Here is a 17,049-nt window from a genome sequence, read left to right on the forward strand (position 1 = left end):
CGTGCCGGTTTGCCCCTCGGCCGCCGATGCGGTCACACTCGGCCCGATTCCCCGTCCAGACTCACGATGAACGCATCCGCTGAACTGCTCAAGGAACTCCGTATCGACCGCAAGGCCGGTTCGCCGCCGCCGTCGCCGCCGCGACGTGGCCGCTGGATCGCGCTGGCGGTCGTCCTTCTCATCCTGCTCGCCGGCCTGGCCTGGTTCGTGTTCGGCCGCGAGCGCCCCATCGCCGTGACCACCGCGCCCGTCGTGGCGATCCAGCAGGGCGGTGCCAGCAGCTCGGTGCTCGACGCCAGCGGCTATGTGGTCGCCCGGCGCATGGCCACGGTCTCGGCCAAGATCACCGGCAAGGTCCGCGAGGTGATGATCGAGGAAGGCATGCGCGTGGAAGAAGGCCAGGTGATGGCCACGCTCGACCCGATCGATGCCAACGCCCAGCGCAGCCTGTCGGCCTCGCAGCTCGAGGCCGCACGCAGCCAACTGGCCGGTCTGCAGGCGCAGGTGGCCCAGGCCGATGCCGAGGCCGGGCGCCTGCAGGCACTGGTCGGCCAGCAACTGGTCTCGCGTTCCCAGTACGACCTGGCCATCGCCCAGCGCGACACCCTGCGCGCCCAGCTCAAGACTGCCCAGCGCAACACCACCGTGGCCAGCGATTCACTGGCGATCGCCGATCTGGGCGTAGACAACAACATCGTGCGCGCGCCGTTCTCCGGCGTGGTTACCGCCAAGGCCGCACAGCCGGGTGAGATCGTTTCGCCGCTGTCGGCCGGCGGCGGGTTTACCCGGACCGGCATCGGCACCATCGTGGACATGGATTCGCTGGAGATCGAAGTCGAGGTCGGCGAATCCTTCATCGGCCGGGTGCAGCCGAAGATGCCGGTCGAAGCCACCCTCAATGCCTACCCGGACTGGAAAATTCCGGCCGAGGTGATCGCGATCATTCCCACTGCCGACCGCGGCAAGGCCACCGTGAAAGTGCGCGTGGCGCTGAAGGCCAAGGACCCGCGCATCGTTCCCGAGATGGGCGTGCGGGTCAGCTTCCTGGAAGGCGCCCGCCCCGCCGAAGCCGCCAGGCCGCAGGGCGTGCGCGTGCCGGCCTCGGCGATCGTGGAGCGCGGGCAGAAGACCGTCGCCTTTGTGGTCAAGGACGATGCCCGGGTGGAACAGCGCGCGATCACCGTGGGTACCACGCTCAACAACGACCGCCAGGTCACCCAGGGCCTGAAGGCCGGCGAGGTCGTGGTGACCACCCCACCGGCCGAGCTGCACGATGGCAGCAAGGTCACCGAAACCCCCTGACAGACAACGGGCTCGGTGGCCAATGCGCCACCGGCCTGCGCCCACGCGGTACGCGAGCCGCTCACGCTCGCGGCAAGTGCGATTTCCTCGTGCCGTCCCGGCGCGCACGGTGAGCGCTGCCCGTCCCCCTGGCGTCCGGAAGCCTTCGCCCTGACGCGCCGTACGTTTTTCCAACCGATCCACGGAGAACCACCCATGTCCACCCTGGTTTCGCTCCGCAACATCACCAAGACCTACCAGCGCGGCCCCGAGAAAGTGCAGGTGCTGCACGGTATCGACCTGGACATCCAGTCCGGCGATTTCGTCGCGCTGATGGGCCCGTCCGGCTCGGGCAAGACCACGCTGCTCAATCTGATCGGGGGCTTGGACACGCCCACCGGCGGTGAGATCGAGATCGAAGGCGAGCGCATCGACCGCATGAGCGGCGGCCAGCTCTCCACCTGGCGCAGCCACCACGTCGGCTTCGTGTTCCAGTTCTACAACCTGATGCCGATGCTGACCGCGCAGAAGAACGTGGAGCTGCCGCTGCTGCTCACCCACCTGGGCGCCGCACAACGCAAGCGCAATGCCGAGATCGCGCTGACCCTGGTCGGCCTGGCCGACCGCCGCAGCCACCGCCCGAACGAACTGTCCGGTGGCCAGCAGCAGCGCGTGGCGATCGCCCGTGCGATCGTCTCCGACCCCACCTTCCTGATCTGCGATGAGCCCACCGGCGACCTGGACCGCCAGTCCGCCGAGGAAATCCTGGGGCTGCTGCAGCAGCTCAACCGCGAACACGGCAAGACCATCATCATGGTCACCCATGATCCCAAGGCCGCCGAGTACGCCACCCATACGGTGCACCTGGACAAGGGCGAACTGGCCGGCGCGCCAGCGGCCCACTGACGGAGGATGCGGCGATGAAATATTTTTCGCTGGTCTGGGCACAGCTGTTCCGCAGCAAGACCCGCACCCTGCTGACGCTGTTGTCGGTGGTGGCGGCCTTCCTGCTGTTCGGCATGCTCGATTCGGTGCGGGTGGCCTTCAACTCCGGCGGTGACACCATCGAAGGTGCCAAGCGGCTGGTGGTCTCCTCCAAGCTGTCGATCACCCAGAGCCTGCCGTTGCGGCTGCTGCGCGATATCGAAGCCACCCCGGGCGTGCGCAAGGTCAACTACGCGATGTGGTTCGGCGGCATCTACCAGGACCAGAAGAACTTTTTCCCGAGTTTCTCCGTCTCGGACAACTACATGGACCTGTACCCCGAGTTCGAGCTGCCGCCCGAGCAGGCCGAGGCGTTCAAGAACACCCGGACCGGTGCGCTGGTGGGTGAAGCCCTGGCCAAGCGCTTCGGCTGGAAAGTGGGCGATACCATTCCGATGCAGGCCACGATCTTCCCGCGCAAGGGCAGCAACGACTGGCCGCTGGTGCTGAGCGGCATCTACCGGGCCAAGGACCGCAACAACGCCAGTGCGGAAAACCAGCTGATGCTGCACTGGAGCTACTTCGATGAATCCAACGATTACATCAAGAACCAGGTCAGTTTCTATACCGTCCAGTTGGAGAACCCTGCACACGCCTCGCGCGTCGCCCAGGCGATCGATGCGCTGTCGCTGAATTCCGATCACGAAACCAAGTCGCAGACCGAGGCCTCGTTCTCGCAGGCCTTCGCCAAGCAGTTCGCCGATATCGGCCTGATCGTCACCGGCATCATGGCGGCGGTGTTCTTCACCCTGGTGCTGCTGACCGGCAACACCATGGCCCAGGCGGTGCGCGAGCGCATCCCGGAGCTGGCGATCCTCAAGACGCTGGGCTTCAAGGATGGCACCGTGCTGGTGCTGGTGATGGTGGAGTCGGTGCTGCTGATCGTGCTCGGCGGGCTGATCGGCATGGGCCTGGCCTCGATCGTGATGCCGGTGATCAGCGCCAGCAGCCAGGGCATGATCAGCCTGCCCGGCGTGCCGGCGCAGACGTGGGGGGTGGCGCTGTGCCTGATGGCAGTGATCGGGATCGTGGTGGGCCTGCTGCCGGCACTGCGCGCGCAGCGGTTGAAGATCGTCGATGCACTGGCCGGGCGCTGAGGAGACCACCATGAACAAGCAATGGATGTGGAACGTCGTGACGGTGCTGGCGCTGCTGGTCGCCTTGGTGGTGTGGATCGTGCTGCCGTGGTGGATGGTGCTGGCCATCGCCGTGCTGCTGGCCGCCTGGCTGGTGCTCACCCGTACTGGCCGTCTGTCGCTGGCAGCGGCGCGGATCGGCATCGCCAGCCTGCCGCAGCGCTGGGGTGCCTCCTCGGTGATCGTGGTCGGCATCGCCGGCGTGGTCGGGGTGCTGGTGGCGATGCTGGCGATGGGCGATGGCTTCAAGGCCACCCTGGAGCGCAGCGGCAGCGATGACGTAGCCATCGTGCTGCGCGGCGGCTCACAGGCCGAAACCAACTCGGTGATCATGCGCGACCAGGTGCCACTGATCGAGAACCTGCCCGGCGTGGCCCGCGGCAGCGATGGCAAGCGGCTGATCTCCGCCGAGCTGTCGCAGGTGATCAGCCTGCTCTCGCGCAGCGACCACAGCGATACCAACGTGCAGTTCCGCGGCGTTGGCGAGCAGGCGTGGGCGGTGCGCGACAACGTGCGCATCATCGCCGGCCGCAGGTTCAATCCTGGCCTGCGCGAGATCGTGGTCGGCAAGGGCGCCCAGGCGCAGTTCGAGGGCCTGGAGATCGGCAAGACCCTGCAGCTGGGCAAGCAGGAGTGGACGGTGGTGGGCGTGTTCGCCTCCAACGATGTGCACGAGTCGGAGCTGTGGTCGGACACCCAGACGTTGTCCACCACCTACAACCGCAGTGCCTACCAGTCGGTCAACGTACGCACCGAAGGGGCCGCGGGCTTCCAGCAGTTCAAGGCGGCCATGGAGGCCGACCCGCGCCTGAAGCTGGATGTGGAGACCACCCGTGACTACTACCGCAAGCAGTCCGGTGGCCTGAGCAAGCTGATCAGCATCCTGGGCACGGTGATCGGCGCGATCATGGCGATCGGTGCGGTGTTCGGTGCGCTCAACACCATGTATGCGGCGGTGGCCACGCGTGCCCGAGAGATCGCGACGATGCGTGCGATCGGTTTCCGTGGCGTGCCGGTGGTGACCGCGGTGATGCTGGAGACGATGCTCCTGGCGCTGCTCGGCGGCCTGCTCGGCGGTCTGGTGGCATGGCTGGTGTTCAACAACTACACCGTTTCCACGCTGGGCAACAATTTCAGCCAGGTGGTGTTCCAGTTCCAGGTGTCGCCGCAGCTGCTGTGGACAGGCTTGAAGTGGGCGCTGGGCATTGGCCTGGTGGGCGGCTTGTTCCCGGCCCTGCGCGCGGCGCGACTGCCGATCACCACGGCGTTGCGCGAGACCTGAGCGATACGTTTGAACAACGCGCGTGCGCGTGATCGCGCACGCGAAATAGCAACTCCGGAACCGCACTTGCAAGAGTGCGGTTCTTTTTTTTGCAGCGCACGTTCACTGCACGTTTAGCTCTCCAGCGCGCAGCTGTACGCACGCTGCAAAGGAACGTCGCACGCGCTCAAGTTGCTTCGCACGTCGCCGCTATTGCGCATCGACCCAGCGCGGCGGACCGCTTCCGCATGCGTCTCGCGACGATGTGAAAAAGGTTTCGTCTGAATGCGTGGTTTTGTCAGCCATCGTTCATTTACAGCGCTTTTTACGCTTTCAAATGAAAGTAAAAAATTTGAAAAGTCATTAGACTCCCGCCCCCCACGTCGTGGTGTGTTGTGCCCCACGCCGCCCTAACAGGCGAATGTTTTTACAGAGAAAGAGAAACGCACGGATGTATTTGAAGACCAATCCGCTGCGCAACGCGATCGCCATCGCGCTTGTCGCCAGCTGCAGTGCCCCCGCCTTCGCACAGAGTGCCGATGACGGCACCACCAACCTCGATCGCATCGAGATCACCGGCTCGCGCATCCGCCAGGCCAGCGTCGAATCGGCCCAGCCGGTCGTCGCACTGAACCGCGCCGAGATCGAGAAGAAGGGCTACGTCAACGTCGCCGACATCCTGCAGGACGTCACCGCCGCCGGTTCGCCGAGCATGAGCCGTGCCTCCTCGCTGGAATCGGGCCGCGACTTTGGCGGCATGTACGTGAGCCTGCGCAACCTGGGCCCGGAACGCAGCCTGGTGCTGATCGACGGCCGCCGCATGGGCGTCAGCGCCGGCGGTTACTCCGACCTGGCCTCGATCCCGTCCTCGATCGTGGAGCGCGTGGAAGTGCTGACCGACGGTGCGTCGGCCCTGTACGGCTCGGACGCCATCGCCGGCGTGGTCAACATCATCACCCGCAAGAACTTCGACGGTGCCGAAGTCAACGCCTACGTTGGCCAGTACAGCGAAGGTGACGGCCAGAAGACCGCTTACAGCGCGACCTTCGGCAAGACCTTCGACCGCGGCTGGGTCACCGTGGGTGGCGAGTACACCGACGAAGATCCGGTCCTGGGCGGCGCGCGTGAGTTCACCGCCTACCCGAACGGCCCGCGCCACACCGGCGACGGCCTGAGCGGCGTCACCCCGTGGGGCTATGCGACCGTCAACGGCCGCAACCTCAGCGTGGGCCCGGGCGGCGATCCGACCCAGCTCGGCAACTTCACGCCGGCCGACAAGGCCAACGACGCCAACACCAAGACCAACATGAGCCTGCTCACCGGTCTGCAGCGCAAGTCGGTGTTCGCCAACGGTGGCTTCTCCATCACCGATGACCTGCGCCTGGTCGCCGATGCGCTGTACAGCGAGCGCGAGTCGAGCAAGCAGCTGGCCGGTTACCCGTACCAGAGCACCGGTTCGCGTGCGCTGCTGTCCAAGGACAGCGCGTTCAACCCGTTCGGCCAGGACGTTGCCTTCGCGCACCGTACCGAAGAGCTGCCGCGCGGCACCGAGAACAACCTGACCACCAAGCGCGCCAGCCTGGGCCTGGAAGGCAGCTTCGACACCGGTTCGCGTTACTGGGACTGGAACGTCAGCTACATGTACAACCGCAATGAAGGCGAGCGCATCGGCACGGGCAGCATGTACCAGCCGAACGTGAACCAGTCGGTCGGCCCGTCGTTCCTGGATGCCAACAACGTCGCCCACTGCGGCAGCGTGGGCAACGTGATCGCCGGTTGCACCCCGTGGAACCCGCTGGCGCCGATGGGCTATACCGGCCCGGGCTCGATGAGCAACCAGGACGTGCAGGACTTCCTGTTCACCCGCTTCACCGACAAGATGCAGAGCACCACCAAGGTGGCCAGCGCGAACATCTCCGGCTCGCTGTTCACCCTGCCGGCCGGTGACATCCTGGGTGCGCTGGGTGTCGAGCACCGCAGCGAAGAAGCCAGCTACTCGCCGGACCTGATGGTCCGCAACGGCCAGATCGCCGGCACCACCGGCCAGCCGACCCAGGGCGATTACTCGCTCAACGAGGTTTACCTGGAACTGCAGGTTCCGCTGCTGGCCGACATGGCCTTCGCGCGTGAGCTGTCGCTGGACATGGCCGGCCGCTATTCGGACTACAACAACTTCGGCTCGACCACGAACACCAAGTTCGGCCTGAAGTGGAAGCCGATCGACAGCCTGCTGGTGCGCGCCACCTACGGCACCGGCTTCCGCGCGCCGACCGTGGAAGATCTGTACGGCGGTACCACCAGCACGCGCGACTCGTACACCGATCCGTGCGATACCAACTTCGGTGCGGCCGCCAACAACCCGCAGGTCCTGGCGCGCTGCCTGGCCAATGGTGTCCCGGCCAACTTCCGCCAGCTCGCCGCGGACGGCAGCGCTGCGACGGTGCCGGGCCAGCAGGGCGGCACCGACTTCAGCTCGGGCTCCAACCCGGAACTGAAGCCGGAAACCGCCAAGACCTGGACCGTGGGCATGGTCTACAGCCCGGAGTTCGTCTCGGGCCTGGACCTGAGCCTGGACTGGTGGAAGATCCGCATCAACGACGTGATCGTCGGTGAGTCGGCCACGGACATGCTCAACCAGTGCTATGTGCTGGGTGTGGATGCCGCATGCGACCGCTTCACCCGTGCCAAGTCGGGCCGCACCATCGGCCAGGTCAACGGCCTGGACCGTACGCTGCTCAACGCCGGCTACCAGGAAACCGCCGGCTATGACCTCTCGGTGCGTTACCGCCTGCCGGAACTGGCGATCGGCAAGTTCGCGGTCTCCTGGAACACCACGTATGTGGATTACCTGGAGCGCAAGAACGACAACGTCGACACCACGCCGGTGCGTCAGTACACGGGCTGGGAAGGCAACTTCCGCGTGCGTTCGAACCTCAACCTGGATTATCAGTACGGCAACTTCGGCCTTGGCTGGACGGCGCGTTACTACTCCAGCATGAAGGAAAACTGCGCGTACACGACCGAGTGCAGCAATCCGGGCTTCAGCTCGGCGTACACGGGCCGCCAGGGCGTCAACAAGGTGGGTTCGAACACCTTCCACGACATCCAGGTGCGTTACGTGCTGCCGTGGAACGGTACCGTTTCGATGGGCGTGAACAATGTGTTCGACCATCAGGGTCCGATCATGTACAGCCAGCCGAACAGCAGCTTCACGTACTACGGCGGGTTCGATATCGGCCGTTACATGTACATGAAGTACCAGCAGCGTTTCTGATCGGGCTTGCCTGATCACCCCTTTCTGATCTGCGGCTTACTCTCTCCAAGCTGCCGAGTGGAAGTAAGACGGCGCCTTCGGGCGCCGTCTTTTTTTTTGCGCTGCAGTTTTGGAGCGATGGCTTCTGGAGCGATGGCTTTAAGAGCAACAGCTCTTTGGAGCAATAGCTCCTTGGAACAACAGCCTTCAGTGCTGGACTCGCCCTGGCGTGGGCGGGCACGGGTGGGTTGTCGGGACCCGCTGCAAGTCCCGCTCCGCGGCCCGGCCCAGCCGCTGGCGGCTGTGCGTTCAGTCGCTTGCGAGGCAGTGCCTCGCAAGCAATGCGCCTTCACCCATGTAAGCACGTATGCCGCCATCCATGGATGGGTTCACGGCGGGTCCCGCGCACCCACCCACACCCCGCCTGGCCACGCAGCCCAGCAAACCAGGGCTCAAGCATTCAGGCTTTCAGGCTTTTAGGCTTCTCAGCCTTCAGCGCTTCAACGCACCACCAACCCGCGACCGCCACACGCTGTCGCCGATGAACAGCAGCAACCCGGTCCAGATCGCAGCGAAACCCACCGCCTTGGCCGTATCAAAGGGCTCGCGGAAAAAGAACACGCCCAACAACAACCCGATACTCGGCGCGATGTACTGCAGGATTCCCACCAGCGACAGCGGAATCCGCTTCACCCCGTACGCGAACCCGATCAACGGCAGCGCCGTCACCGCTCCGCCAAGGATCAACAGCGCATCATTGCGCCAGCCCCAGCCACTGAAGAACGCCCCGCCGTGCCCGTTCTCGCTCCACAGCGCGAACCCGATCGCCGGCAGGAACAGATACAGACTCTCCACCCCGAGCCCCGCCACCGGGTCGACCGAAATCATCTTGCGCAGCAACCCGTACAGGCCGAACGAACAGGCCAGCCCCAGGGCGATCCAGGGCGGCCTGCCGGCATCGATGGTCAGCCATGCCACACCGAGCGCCGCGCAGCCCACCGCGAGCCACTGCAGGCGGCGCAGGCGCTCGTTGAGCACCACCACGCCGAGCACCACGCTCACCAGCGGATTGATGAAGTAGCCCAGACTGGTCTCGATCACATGCCCGGCGTTGATCGCCCAGATGTACAGGCCCCAGTTGAACGCGATCGCCACGCTGCTCAGCGCCAACGTCGGCAGCGCGCGTGGCTGCGCCGCGATGGCCTTCCACCAGCCCGGGCCGTTGCTCAGCAGCAGCCAGGCCACCACCAGCACCGTGCTCCAGATGATGCGGTGCGCGATGATCTGCTGCGAGGGCACCGCATTGAGCAGGTGCCAGTAGACCGGCACCAGGCCCCACAGGGTGAAGGTGAACGCGGTGATCGCCAGGCCGCGGCGCTGCTCCTGCAGGCTGTGTGGTGCGGGCAGGCTCACTTCGCGCGCGTCCGGGCCAGGGTCAGCACCACCACGCCGGCCAGGATCACCGCCATGGCCAGCAGGTCACGCCCGCCGAAGTGCTCGTTGCCGATGATCACGCCCAGGATCACCGCGATCACCGGATTGACGTAGGCATAGCTGGCCACCAGCGCCGGGCGCACGTTATGCAGCAGCCACACGTAGGCGGTGAAGGCGACGATCGAACCGAACATGCACAGGTAGGCCACCGCCAGCAGCCCATGCAGGCTGGGCCAGGTGGTCGGGCGTTCGCCGCTGAGCAGGCCGAGTACGACCAGCATCGCGCCGCCGCAGAGCATCTGCCCGGCCGCGGTCATGAAGGGGCTGGGCAGGTCCAGGCCGCGTGCCCAGATCGAGCCGAAGGCCCAGCCGATCGGGGCGATCAGCAGCAGGATCAGGCCCTGCGGGGAGGCGGTCAGGCTGCTGCCGGCGTTGAGCCAGACCACGCCGAGGAAGCCGATCGCGATGCCCAGCCACTCGCCGCGGCTGGCGTTCTGCCCACGCATCGCGCCGAACAGGGCCATCCACAGCGGCACCGAGGCCACGGCGGTCGCCGCCAGGCCCGAGGAGACCGTGCGCTCGGCCAGCACCACCATGCCGTTGCCCAGCACCAGCATGGTCAGGCCCATGATCGCCAGGTTCCGCCACTGGCGCCGGGTCGGCGCGGGCGAGCCACGCCAGCGCAACACGGCGTACATCAGCGAACCGGCGATGATGAAGCGGCCGCCGGAGACCATCGTCAGCGGCAGTGCGCCGCCCTCCAGCGCCAGCCGGATCCCCAGATAGGTGGACCCCCAGACCACGTACACCAGCAGCAGCGCCAGGACGACCAGGCCGCTGCGGGGAGCGGCCGACGGGGAAGGGGGTAGGACGGCCATGGGCCACCACGGTGCGGGGGAACACGAATTCTAGGCCGTTGCCGATGGCGCGGCACGCTTTGTGCTGGCACGCTGATTTCATCCAGCCGCACCGTGATGCCTGACACGCACCCGTTTTTGACGTGCGGTAAGGTAACAAGAGTAATCAACGCTTCCCAGCCAGGACCCCTACCCTGCATGAGCACTTCCGTCCCCGCCACTGCGGCACACCCCGAACGGGCCGCCCTGCGGCGCTCCATCTCCAATACCCTCAAAGGCTCGGCCGGTAATCTGGTCGAGTGGTATGACGTCTACGTCTACTCCGTCTTTGCCGTCTATTTCGAATCCCAGTTCTTCTCGGCCGCCGACAAGAACTCCACCATGTACGTGTGGGCGATCTTCGCCGCCACCTTCCTGATGCGCCCGATCGGTGCGTGGTACTTCGGCCGCTTCGCCGACCGCTACGGCCGCCGCCTGGCCCTGACAGTGTCGGTCACGATGATGGCCGCCTGTTCGTTCCTGATCGCGATCACCCCCACCGCGTCGCAGATCGGCATCTGGGCGGCGGTGATCCTGCTGTTCGCGCGCCTGCTGCAGGGCTTCGCCACCGGTGGCGAGTACGGCACCAGTGCCACCTACATGTCCGAAGCCGCCATACCCGGGCGCCGCGGCTTCCTGTCCTCGTTCCATTACGTCACCCTCGTTGGTGGCCATGTGCTCGCACAGCTGACCCTGCTGTGCATGCTGACCTTCTGGGACAAGCCGGAAATCTCCGCGTGGGGCTGGCGCGTGGCGTTCGGCATCGGCGGCATCGGTGCGATCGTGGTGTTCTGGCTGCGCCGGACCATGGATGAATCGCTGCAGTCCGATTCCATCGAAGCTGCACGCGATGGCCGTGCCAAGGCCTCCGGCTCGATGCGTGAGCTGTTCGTCAACCAGTGGCGTCCGCTGCTGCTGTGCTTCCTGATCACCGCCGGCGGCACCGTCGCGTTCTACACCTACTCGGTGAACGGGCCGAAGATGATCCAGAGCGCGTTCGCGGGCAATGACGTCATGACCGGCACGCTCATCAACCTCGGCGTGCTGACCTTCCTGATGGTGCTGCAGCCGATCGGCGGCTGGCTGTCGGACATGGTCGGACGCAAGAGCCTGCTGGTGTTCTTCGGCATCGGTGGCGTGCTGTACAGCTGGTACCTGATCACCGAGCTGCCCAACCAGCACGATCCGTTCATGGCCTTCCTGGTGCTGGGCATCGGCTTCGTGATCCTCACCGGCTACACCTCGATCAACGCGGTGGTCAAAGCCGAGCTGTTCCCAACCCATGTGCGCGCGCTGGGCGTGGGCTTTGGCTACGCGATGGCCAACTCGCTGTTCGGCGGTACCGCGCCGCTGCTGTACCAGGGCGCACTGAAGACCGGCCAGGTCGGCATGTTCGCGGTGTATGTCACGGCAATCATCGCGGTGTCGCTGGTGGTCTACATGTTCTTCCTGACCAACAAGGGCCCGAACTGGCTCGATGGCACCCGGAAGTAACGGCCGCACCACCCGCCCCGCGATCACGCTGGGCGGGTGGATGCTGGCAATGCGGGTACCGGCGGCGTTCGCCCAGGCCAGCACGTCCTCTTACGCAACGCAACGCAGCGCCCTGACGGGCGCTGCGTTGCCATGGGTCAACCGTTCGGCGCGATGATTGCCTGTTGCCTGGCCGCGCTCGCGGCCAGTGGCGGGGGCGCGTGGCGCCTGCTGCGGCGGCGCTGAGCGCCGCCTGCGGTACGCCTCAGCGGCGCGCCGATTCGCTCTTCTCGCGCTCGGCGCGGAATTCGGACCCTTCTTCCCACTGCGGCCAGCGACGGCTGTTGGCCAGTTCCGCGCCCAGGTCGTAGACCAGCAGGGTGTCGGCGGCATGACCACTCGGGTCCCAGCTCGGAGTCCACGCATCGCAGGCCTGGTGGTAGCAGGCGGCGAAGTACGCATCGCGCAGTTCACGGCCCTTCTCGATCCCGCCCTCACGCATGTCCAGCCCCGGGCCGATGGTGATCGCTGGCACGCCAAGGCGAGCGAAGGCGAAGTGGTCGGCGCGGTAGAAGAAGCCTGCTTCCAGATTCGGATCGGGCGAATAGGTGCGGCCACGTGCCTTGGCCACGCGCTCCAGATCCCCTTCCAGCGAGACCCGGCCCTTGCCCCACGAGGCGATGTCGCGGGTCGGGCCATCCGGGCTGAACATCTCGATGTTCAACACGGCGGCGGTCTTGTCCAGTGGGGCAAGCGGGTGCGCGGCGTAGTAGCTGGCCCCGAGCAGGCCCTTCTCTTCGGCGGTCAGCGCCACGAAGTACAGCGTCCGCTGCGGCTGCGGGCCGGCAGCGAAGACGCGGCCGAGCTCCAGCACGGTGGCCACGCCGGTGGCGTTGTCGATCGCACCGCGACGGATGCGGTCGCCCTTGGCATCGGGCTGGCCGATACCGAAAGCATCCCAATGCGCGGAGAAGATCACCGCTTCATCGGCGTGCGCGCCGCCCGGCAGCTTGGCCACCACGTTGCGCGTGATCACCTGCTCGCGCTTGAGCTTGAAGTCCACCGAGAGCCGCGCATCGCCCAAGGCCACCGGCTTGAAGGCCGGGGTCATGGCACGGCGCTTCTCGGCCTCGAAATCCAGGCCCGCATCGCGGAACAGCTGCTCGGCCAGGCTGCGCTGCATCCAGCCGCGCACCGGCACGTGCTGGGCCAGGGCCTGCTTGCGGGTGCGTTCGATATCAAACAGCGGCGAGGTGCCCGAGCTCTTTACCGTGGCCCAGCCATACGCGGCGGGTGCGGTCTCGTGCACGATCAGCACGCCCTGCGCACCGCGGCGCGCGGCTTCTTCGAACTTGTAGGTCCAGCGGCCGTAGTAGGTCACGGCCTTGCCATCGAATGCGCCCGGCTGGTCGGCCTCGAAATCGGCGTCGTTGATCAGCACCACGGCGATCTTGCCGTGCAGGTCGACATCCTTGTAATCGTTCCAGTGGCGCTCGGGGGCATCGATGCCGTAGCCGACGAACACCAGCGGGGCGTTCTTGATCGCCACCGCATCCTGCGGCCGCAGGCTCTGCAGGGTCACGTCCTCGCCATTGACCAGGGCGCGTTGCTTGCCCTTCTGGCGCAGCTGCGCACGCACCGGGCCATCGACCTGCGCACGCACCATCGGCACCGGCTGCACCCAGCCGCCATCCACGCCACCGGGCTGCAGGCCGTACTTCCTGAACTCTTCGATCAGGTACTGGACGGTGCGCTCTTCACCGGGCGTGGCCGGGGCGCGGCCTTCGAACTCGTCCGAGGCCAGGATCCGCACATGTCGCGACAGTGCCTCCGGATCGATGCCGCCGCCGGGCAGGTCATTGGCGGCGTGGGCCAGGCCGCCCACGAACAGGCAGGACGACAGCAGCAGCATGCGCATCGGATTCACGGCAGACACCAGGACGGAAAACAGGACACCGGAGTGTAACGTGACACCCCCGTGACCGTGCACTAGCGGCGGTCGCGATCCAGCCAGCACGCCAGGCCCTGGGCGTTGAGTTCGATATCCATCGCCAGCACCCGGGCCACCGCTTCATCATCCAGCGGGCAGCCATGCGCCTGCGCGCGTTCCAGGTACAGCGCGGTCAACGCCGCGACCAGGCAGCGATGCCGATCCGGCCGACCATCGCATTGGCGACCGATCTCGACCATGGCATCGATCTGTTCAACGAGATCGTCAGCCAGTTTGCGCGGGGGTGCCACGCGCCCGTAGTGGGTCAGGTACATGGCCTGCGGATCGTAAGCCAGCATCTTTGCGATCGACTGCTTCAGCGGCTCCGGATCGAACTGCACCGGTGAGGAGGTGGGCACGATGAAGGCGCCCTGCGCGCTGTCCAGCTCGCGGTAGGACAGCCCGAAGGTGTCGCCGGTGAACCAGCTGCGGCTGCGCGCATCCCACACACACAGGTGATGGCGGGCGTGCCCCGGCGTGTCCACGCACAGCAGCGTGCGCCCGGCCAGATCCACGGTGTGCCCATCTTCGGCGATCACCACCCGGTCAGCGGCAACGGCCAGGATCGGCCCATAGCTGCGCGCGATTTCCGCCTCACCGTAGACCTCGGTGGCCCCGGCGATCAGGCGGGTCGGGTCGACCATATGCGGCGCACCACGCGGATGCACCACCACGGTGGCGTTGGGCAGCTGCTGCATCAGCAGGCCGGCACCGCCGGCGTGGTCGAGGTGCACATGGGTCAGGATCAGCCAGTCGACCTGCTCGGGCGTGCAGCCGGCGCGCGTCAACGCGGCGAGCATCGCCGGCACGGCCAGGCCGGTGCCGCAATCGATGAACGCTGCCCGGCCGTTCTCGACGATCAGGTAGGCGGCATCGAAATCATCCCGCTGGAACGCGGTGTCGATCGTATGAATGCTGGGGTCGGAGTGCATCAACGCATCCCTGGCACGAAACGCCCCCATCTTACGTCGATCAGTGCAGCGGCTTCGATGCGGCTTTGGTCGCAGTCGCGCTCAGCAGTGGCCCGCGCAGCAGCACCGCGGCCACCATCACCGCCAGGAAGGCACCGTAGGCATAGAGCACGGCCAGTACCTGCCGCCAGATTGGACCGGCATCGTTCTGGACCACGCCGATATGGTGGCCCCACAGCATCGCCAGGATGCTCAGCACGAAGGCCAGCACCAGCGCGGCGCCGTCGAACACGCGGCGCGCGGTGCCACGCGGCTGGCGGGGGAACAGCCAGTACAGCGTGCCCAGCAGCACGAACCAGGGCAGGAACAACAACAACGACAACCAGGCCATCGCAGTCTCCCGTGCAGGAACACGCCCCGCGGCGTGCAGGGGCATCATGCCATAGCGGTGGCACCGGCCAACGGCCGAAGCCTGTGTGATGGCGCGCTCGCCTGGTTGCCGGCCAGCGGCCGGCACTACGTGGTGCTGCGGGTGGCTGGGTGTTGGCCAGCAGGCGGCGTTACTCGCGCAGTGCCTGCAGTGCGGCGAGCACGACATCCACCTCCGCCTCGAGCTTGAACAATTCGCTCTGCAGCCCGTCACCATGCTCGGTCTGCTTGAGCACGCCGATCAGCTGGCCGGCGTCGCGCGGCGAATCAAAGCCCTCGCTCTGGATCAGCAGCGTGCCGTCACCGGCCTGCAGCTTGAAGTAGAAGCGGCCGTCCTTTTCGCGGTACTGCTTGAACAGCGGCGGTGCCGCGCGCGCGGCGCCGCTTTCCTCGCTGGGTACGTCACCGGCGGTGGACAGATCGCGCAGGCCAACCGCATGGCGCAGCTCCTTCAGCAGCGGCACGGCGAACTGCTCGCGCAGCTGCTGGCCACGACGGCGCAGCAGCGCCTCGATCTTCTCCGGCTCGGCCATCAGGGCGTCATAGCGTTCGCGCAGCGGGGTGATCTCGCTGTCGATCCGCTCGAACAGCTGCTGCTTGGCATCACCCCAGCTGATGCCCTCGGCGAAGGCCTGCGCGAACGCAGCGGTCTGCTCCGGGGTGGCGAAGGCCTGGTACATCTGGAACAACGCCGAGCCTTCGGTGCTCTTGGGCTCACCCGGCGCGCGCGAATCGGTGAGGATCGAGAACACCAGCTTCTTCAACTCCGCGCGCGGGGCGAACAGCGGAATGGTGTTGTGGTAACTCTTGCTCATCTTGCGGCCGTCCAGTCCCGCCAGCGTAGCGACCTGCTCATCGATCACCACCTCCGGCAGCGGGAAGAACTCCTGGCCGTAGACGTGGTTGAAGCGCTGCGCGAAATCGCGCGCCATCTCGATGTGCTGGATCTGGTCGCGGCCGACCGGCACGCGGTTGGCCTTGAAGATCAGGATGTCGGCGGCCATCAGTACCGGGTACATGAACAGCCCCGCGCTGACCCCGGCATCGTCGTCGAGCTGCTCTTCGCGGTTCTTGTCCACGGCGGCCTTGTAGGCATGCGCGCGGTTGAGGATGCCCTTGCTGGCGATCACGGTCAGGAACCACATCAGCTCGGTGGTTTCCGGGATGTCGCTCTGCCGGTAGAACCACACCTTGTCCGGATCCAGCCCGCACGCCAGCCAGCTTGCCGCGATCTCCAGCGTGGAGCGCTGGGTGCGCTCGGGCTCCTGCGCCTTGATCAGGCTGTGCAGGTCGGCCAGGAAGAAGAAGCTCTCGATTTCCGAGGCCTGGCTGGCGGTGATCGCCGGACGGATGGCGCCGACGTAGTTGCCCAGGTGGGGCGTGCCGGAGGGGGTGATGCCGGTGAGGACGCGGGTAGTCATGGGGAATCAATGCGGACAGATGAACCGCCCCAGTTTACCTGCCCGCGCTCGACCCCGTTGGCCCGGCCCGTGCGTTTGATCGTGCACCTGCCCTGCGGAGCCCTGCCATGAAACGTTTGATCCTGCCCCTGCTTGCCGTGCTGGCCCTGTGCGGGTTCAAGCCGGCGCTGCCGCTTCGTTACGACACCGGGCCGGTCCACCTGACGGTGATCGACCGCGACAGCGGCCAGGCCCTGACCCAGTACCGCCAGGACGGCCAGCGCTGGATCGCGGGCCAGCAGGGCCACCGTTACAGCGTGCGCCTGCGCAACGGCAGCGCCGAGCGCGTGCTGGTGGTGCTCTCGGTCGATGGCCTGAACGCCATCAGCGGCGAGGTGGCCGCGCCCCACCAGACCGGCTACGTGCTCAACCCGTGGCAGACCACCGACATCCATGGCTGGCGCAAATCCGCCGACGAGGTCGCCCAGTTCGTGTTCACCGATCCGGACCGCAGCTACGCCGGCCGCACCGGACGCCCGGCCAACATCGGCGTGATCGGCGTGGCGGTGTTCCGCGAGGCGGGGCGGGGGTCATGGGAAGC

The 17,049-nt window shown here is 66.4% G+C and carries 12 protein-coding genes and 1 pseudogene; 7 read left to right on the forward strand and 6 right to left on the reverse strand.

Annotated features, from left to right (window positions below):
* Positions 1-66: 66 nt before the first annotated feature.
* From OC373_RS13490 to OC373_RS13510, 5 genes are all read left to right on the forward strand, one after another.
* Positions 67-1,302 (forward strand): efflux RND transporter periplasmic adaptor subunit, encoded by a 1,236-nt coding sequence (locus OC373_RS13490; RefSeq protein ID WP_070426427.1) that lies wholly within the window; start codon positions 67-69, stop codon positions 1,300-1,302.
* 195 nt (positions 1,303-1,497) lie between these two features.
* Positions 1,498-2,187, forward strand: coding sequence for an ABC transporter ATP-binding protein (locus OC373_RS13495; RefSeq protein ID WP_019185536.1), 690 nt, complete (start codon positions 1,498-1,500; stop codon positions 2,185-2,187).
* 14 nt (positions 2,188-2,201) lie between these two features.
* Entirely contained in the window at positions 2,202-3,362 is a 1,161-nt protein-coding gene (locus OC373_RS13500) for an FtsX-like permease family protein (RefSeq protein WP_046274366.1), read from the forward strand.
* 10 nt (positions 3,363-3,372) lie between these two features.
* Positions 3,373-4,683 carry an ABC transporter permease gene (locus OC373_RS13505; RefSeq protein WP_261997852.1) on the forward strand — a complete coding sequence of 437 codons (1,311 nt, stop codon included), beginning with the start codon at positions 3,373-3,375 and terminating at the stop codon, positions 4,681-4,683.
* 430 nt (positions 4,684-5,113) lie between these two features.
* Positions 5,114-7,936 carry a TonB-dependent receptor gene (locus tag OC373_RS13510; protein WP_070426426.1) on the forward strand — a complete coding sequence of 941 codons (2,823 nt, stop codon included), beginning with the start codon at positions 5,114-5,116 and terminating at the stop codon, positions 7,934-7,936.
* A 471-nt stretch (positions 7,937-8,407) separates the two neighbouring features.
* Here the strand turns inward: OC373_RS13510 and rarD are convergent, their stop codons facing one another.
* Positions 8,408-9,328, reverse strand: coding sequence for an EamA family transporter RarD (rarD, locus tag OC373_RS13515; protein WP_261997853.1), 921 nt, complete (start codon positions 9,326-9,328; stop codon positions 8,408-8,410).
* The gene (gene yedA, locus OC373_RS13520; protein WP_046274368.1) at positions 9,325-10,227 is read right to left on the reverse strand and encodes a drug/metabolite exporter YedA; all 903 of its coding nucleotides are present in this window, start codon (positions 10,225-10,227) and stop codon (positions 9,325-9,327) included. Before yedA ends, rarD begins: the two co-directional genes overlap by 4 nt.
* Before the next feature lie 177 nt (positions 10,228-10,404).
* Between yedA and OC373_RS13525 the strand changes: the two genes are divergently transcribed.
* Positions 10,405-11,739, forward strand: a complete 1,335-nt coding sequence (locus OC373_RS13525) for an MFS transporter (RefSeq protein WP_070426424.1) — start codon at positions 10,405-10,407, stop codon at positions 11,737-11,739.
* A 244-nt stretch (positions 11,740-11,983) separates the two neighbouring features.
* Here the strand turns inward: OC373_RS13525 and OC373_RS13530 are convergent, their stop codons facing one another.
* From OC373_RS13530 to OC373_RS13545, 4 genes are all read right to left on the reverse strand, one after another.
* A complete protein-coding gene (locus OC373_RS13530; protein ID WP_261997948.1) occupies positions 11,984-13,636 on the reverse strand; it encodes a M28 family metallopeptidase in 1,653 nt (550 codons plus the stop codon).
* Positions 13,637-13,707: 71 nt separating this feature from the next.
* Positions 13,708-14,640 (reverse strand): MBL fold metallo-hydrolase, encoded by a 933-nt coding sequence (locus tag OC373_RS13535; protein ID WP_070426423.1) that lies wholly within the window; start codon positions 14,638-14,640, stop codon positions 13,708-13,710.
* 40 nt (positions 14,641-14,680) lie between these two features.
* Entirely contained in the window at positions 14,681-15,010 is a 330-nt protein-coding gene (locus OC373_RS13540) for a hypothetical protein (protein ID WP_019185526.1), read from the reverse strand.
* A gap of 169 nt (positions 15,011-15,179) precedes the next feature.
* A complete protein-coding gene (locus tag OC373_RS13545; RefSeq protein WP_019185525.1) occupies positions 15,180-16,469 on the reverse strand; it encodes a tryptophan--tRNA ligase in 1,290 nt (429 codons plus the stop codon).
* A 107-nt stretch (positions 16,470-16,576) separates the two neighbouring features.
* Here OC373_RS13545 and OC373_RS13550 point away from each other — a divergent pair.
* Positions 16,577-17,049: pseudogene (locus OC373_RS13550) on the forward strand (hypothetical protein); the annotation flags it as partial.

It is taken from the genome of Stenotrophomonas sp. Ste96 (genome assembly GCF_024519495.1).
Classification (GTDB): Bacteria; Pseudomonadota; Gammaproteobacteria; order Xanthomonadales; family Xanthomonadaceae; genus Stenotrophomonas; species Stenotrophomonas bentonitica_A.

Coding starts and splice junctions, on each gene's coding strand:
- OC373_RS13490 (WP_070426427.1), top strand. CDS start 67: ATGAACGCATCCGCTGAACTGCTCAAGGAACTCCGTATCGACCGCAAG.
- OC373_RS13495 (WP_019185536.1), top strand. CDS start 1,498: ATGTCCACCCTGGTTTCGCTCCGCAACATCACCAAGACCTACCAGCGC.
- OC373_RS13500 (WP_046274366.1), top strand. CDS start 2,202: ATGAAATATTTTTCGCTGGTCTGGGCACAGCTGTTCCGCAGCAAGACC.
- OC373_RS13505 (WP_261997852.1), top strand. CDS start 3,373: ATGAACAAGCAATGGATGTGGAACGTCGTGACGGTGCTGGCGCTGCTG.
- OC373_RS13510 (WP_070426426.1), top strand. CDS start 5,114: ATGTATTTGAAGACCAATCCGCTGCGCAACGCGATCGCCATCGCGCTT.
- yedA (WP_046274368.1), bottom strand. CDS start 10,227: ATGGCCGTCCTACCCCCTTCCCCGTCGGCCGCTCCCCGCAGCGGCCTG.
- OC373_RS13525 (WP_070426424.1), top strand. CDS start 10,405: ATGAGCACTTCCGTCCCCGCCACTGCGGCACACCCCGAACGGGCCGCC.
- OC373_RS13530 (WP_261997948.1), bottom strand. CDS start 13,636: ATGCGCATGCTGCTGCTGTCGTCCTGCCTGTTCGTGGGCGGCCTGGCC.
- OC373_RS13535 (WP_070426423.1), bottom strand. CDS start 14,640: ATGCACTCCGACCCCAGCATTCATACGATCGACACCGCGTTCCAGCGG.
- OC373_RS13540 (WP_019185526.1), bottom strand. CDS start 15,010: ATGGCCTGGTTGTCGTTGTTGTTGTTCCTGCCCTGGTTCGTGCTGCTG.
- OC373_RS13545 (WP_019185525.1), bottom strand. CDS start 16,469: ATGACTACCCGCGTCCTCACCGGCATCACCCCCTCCGGCACGCCCCAC.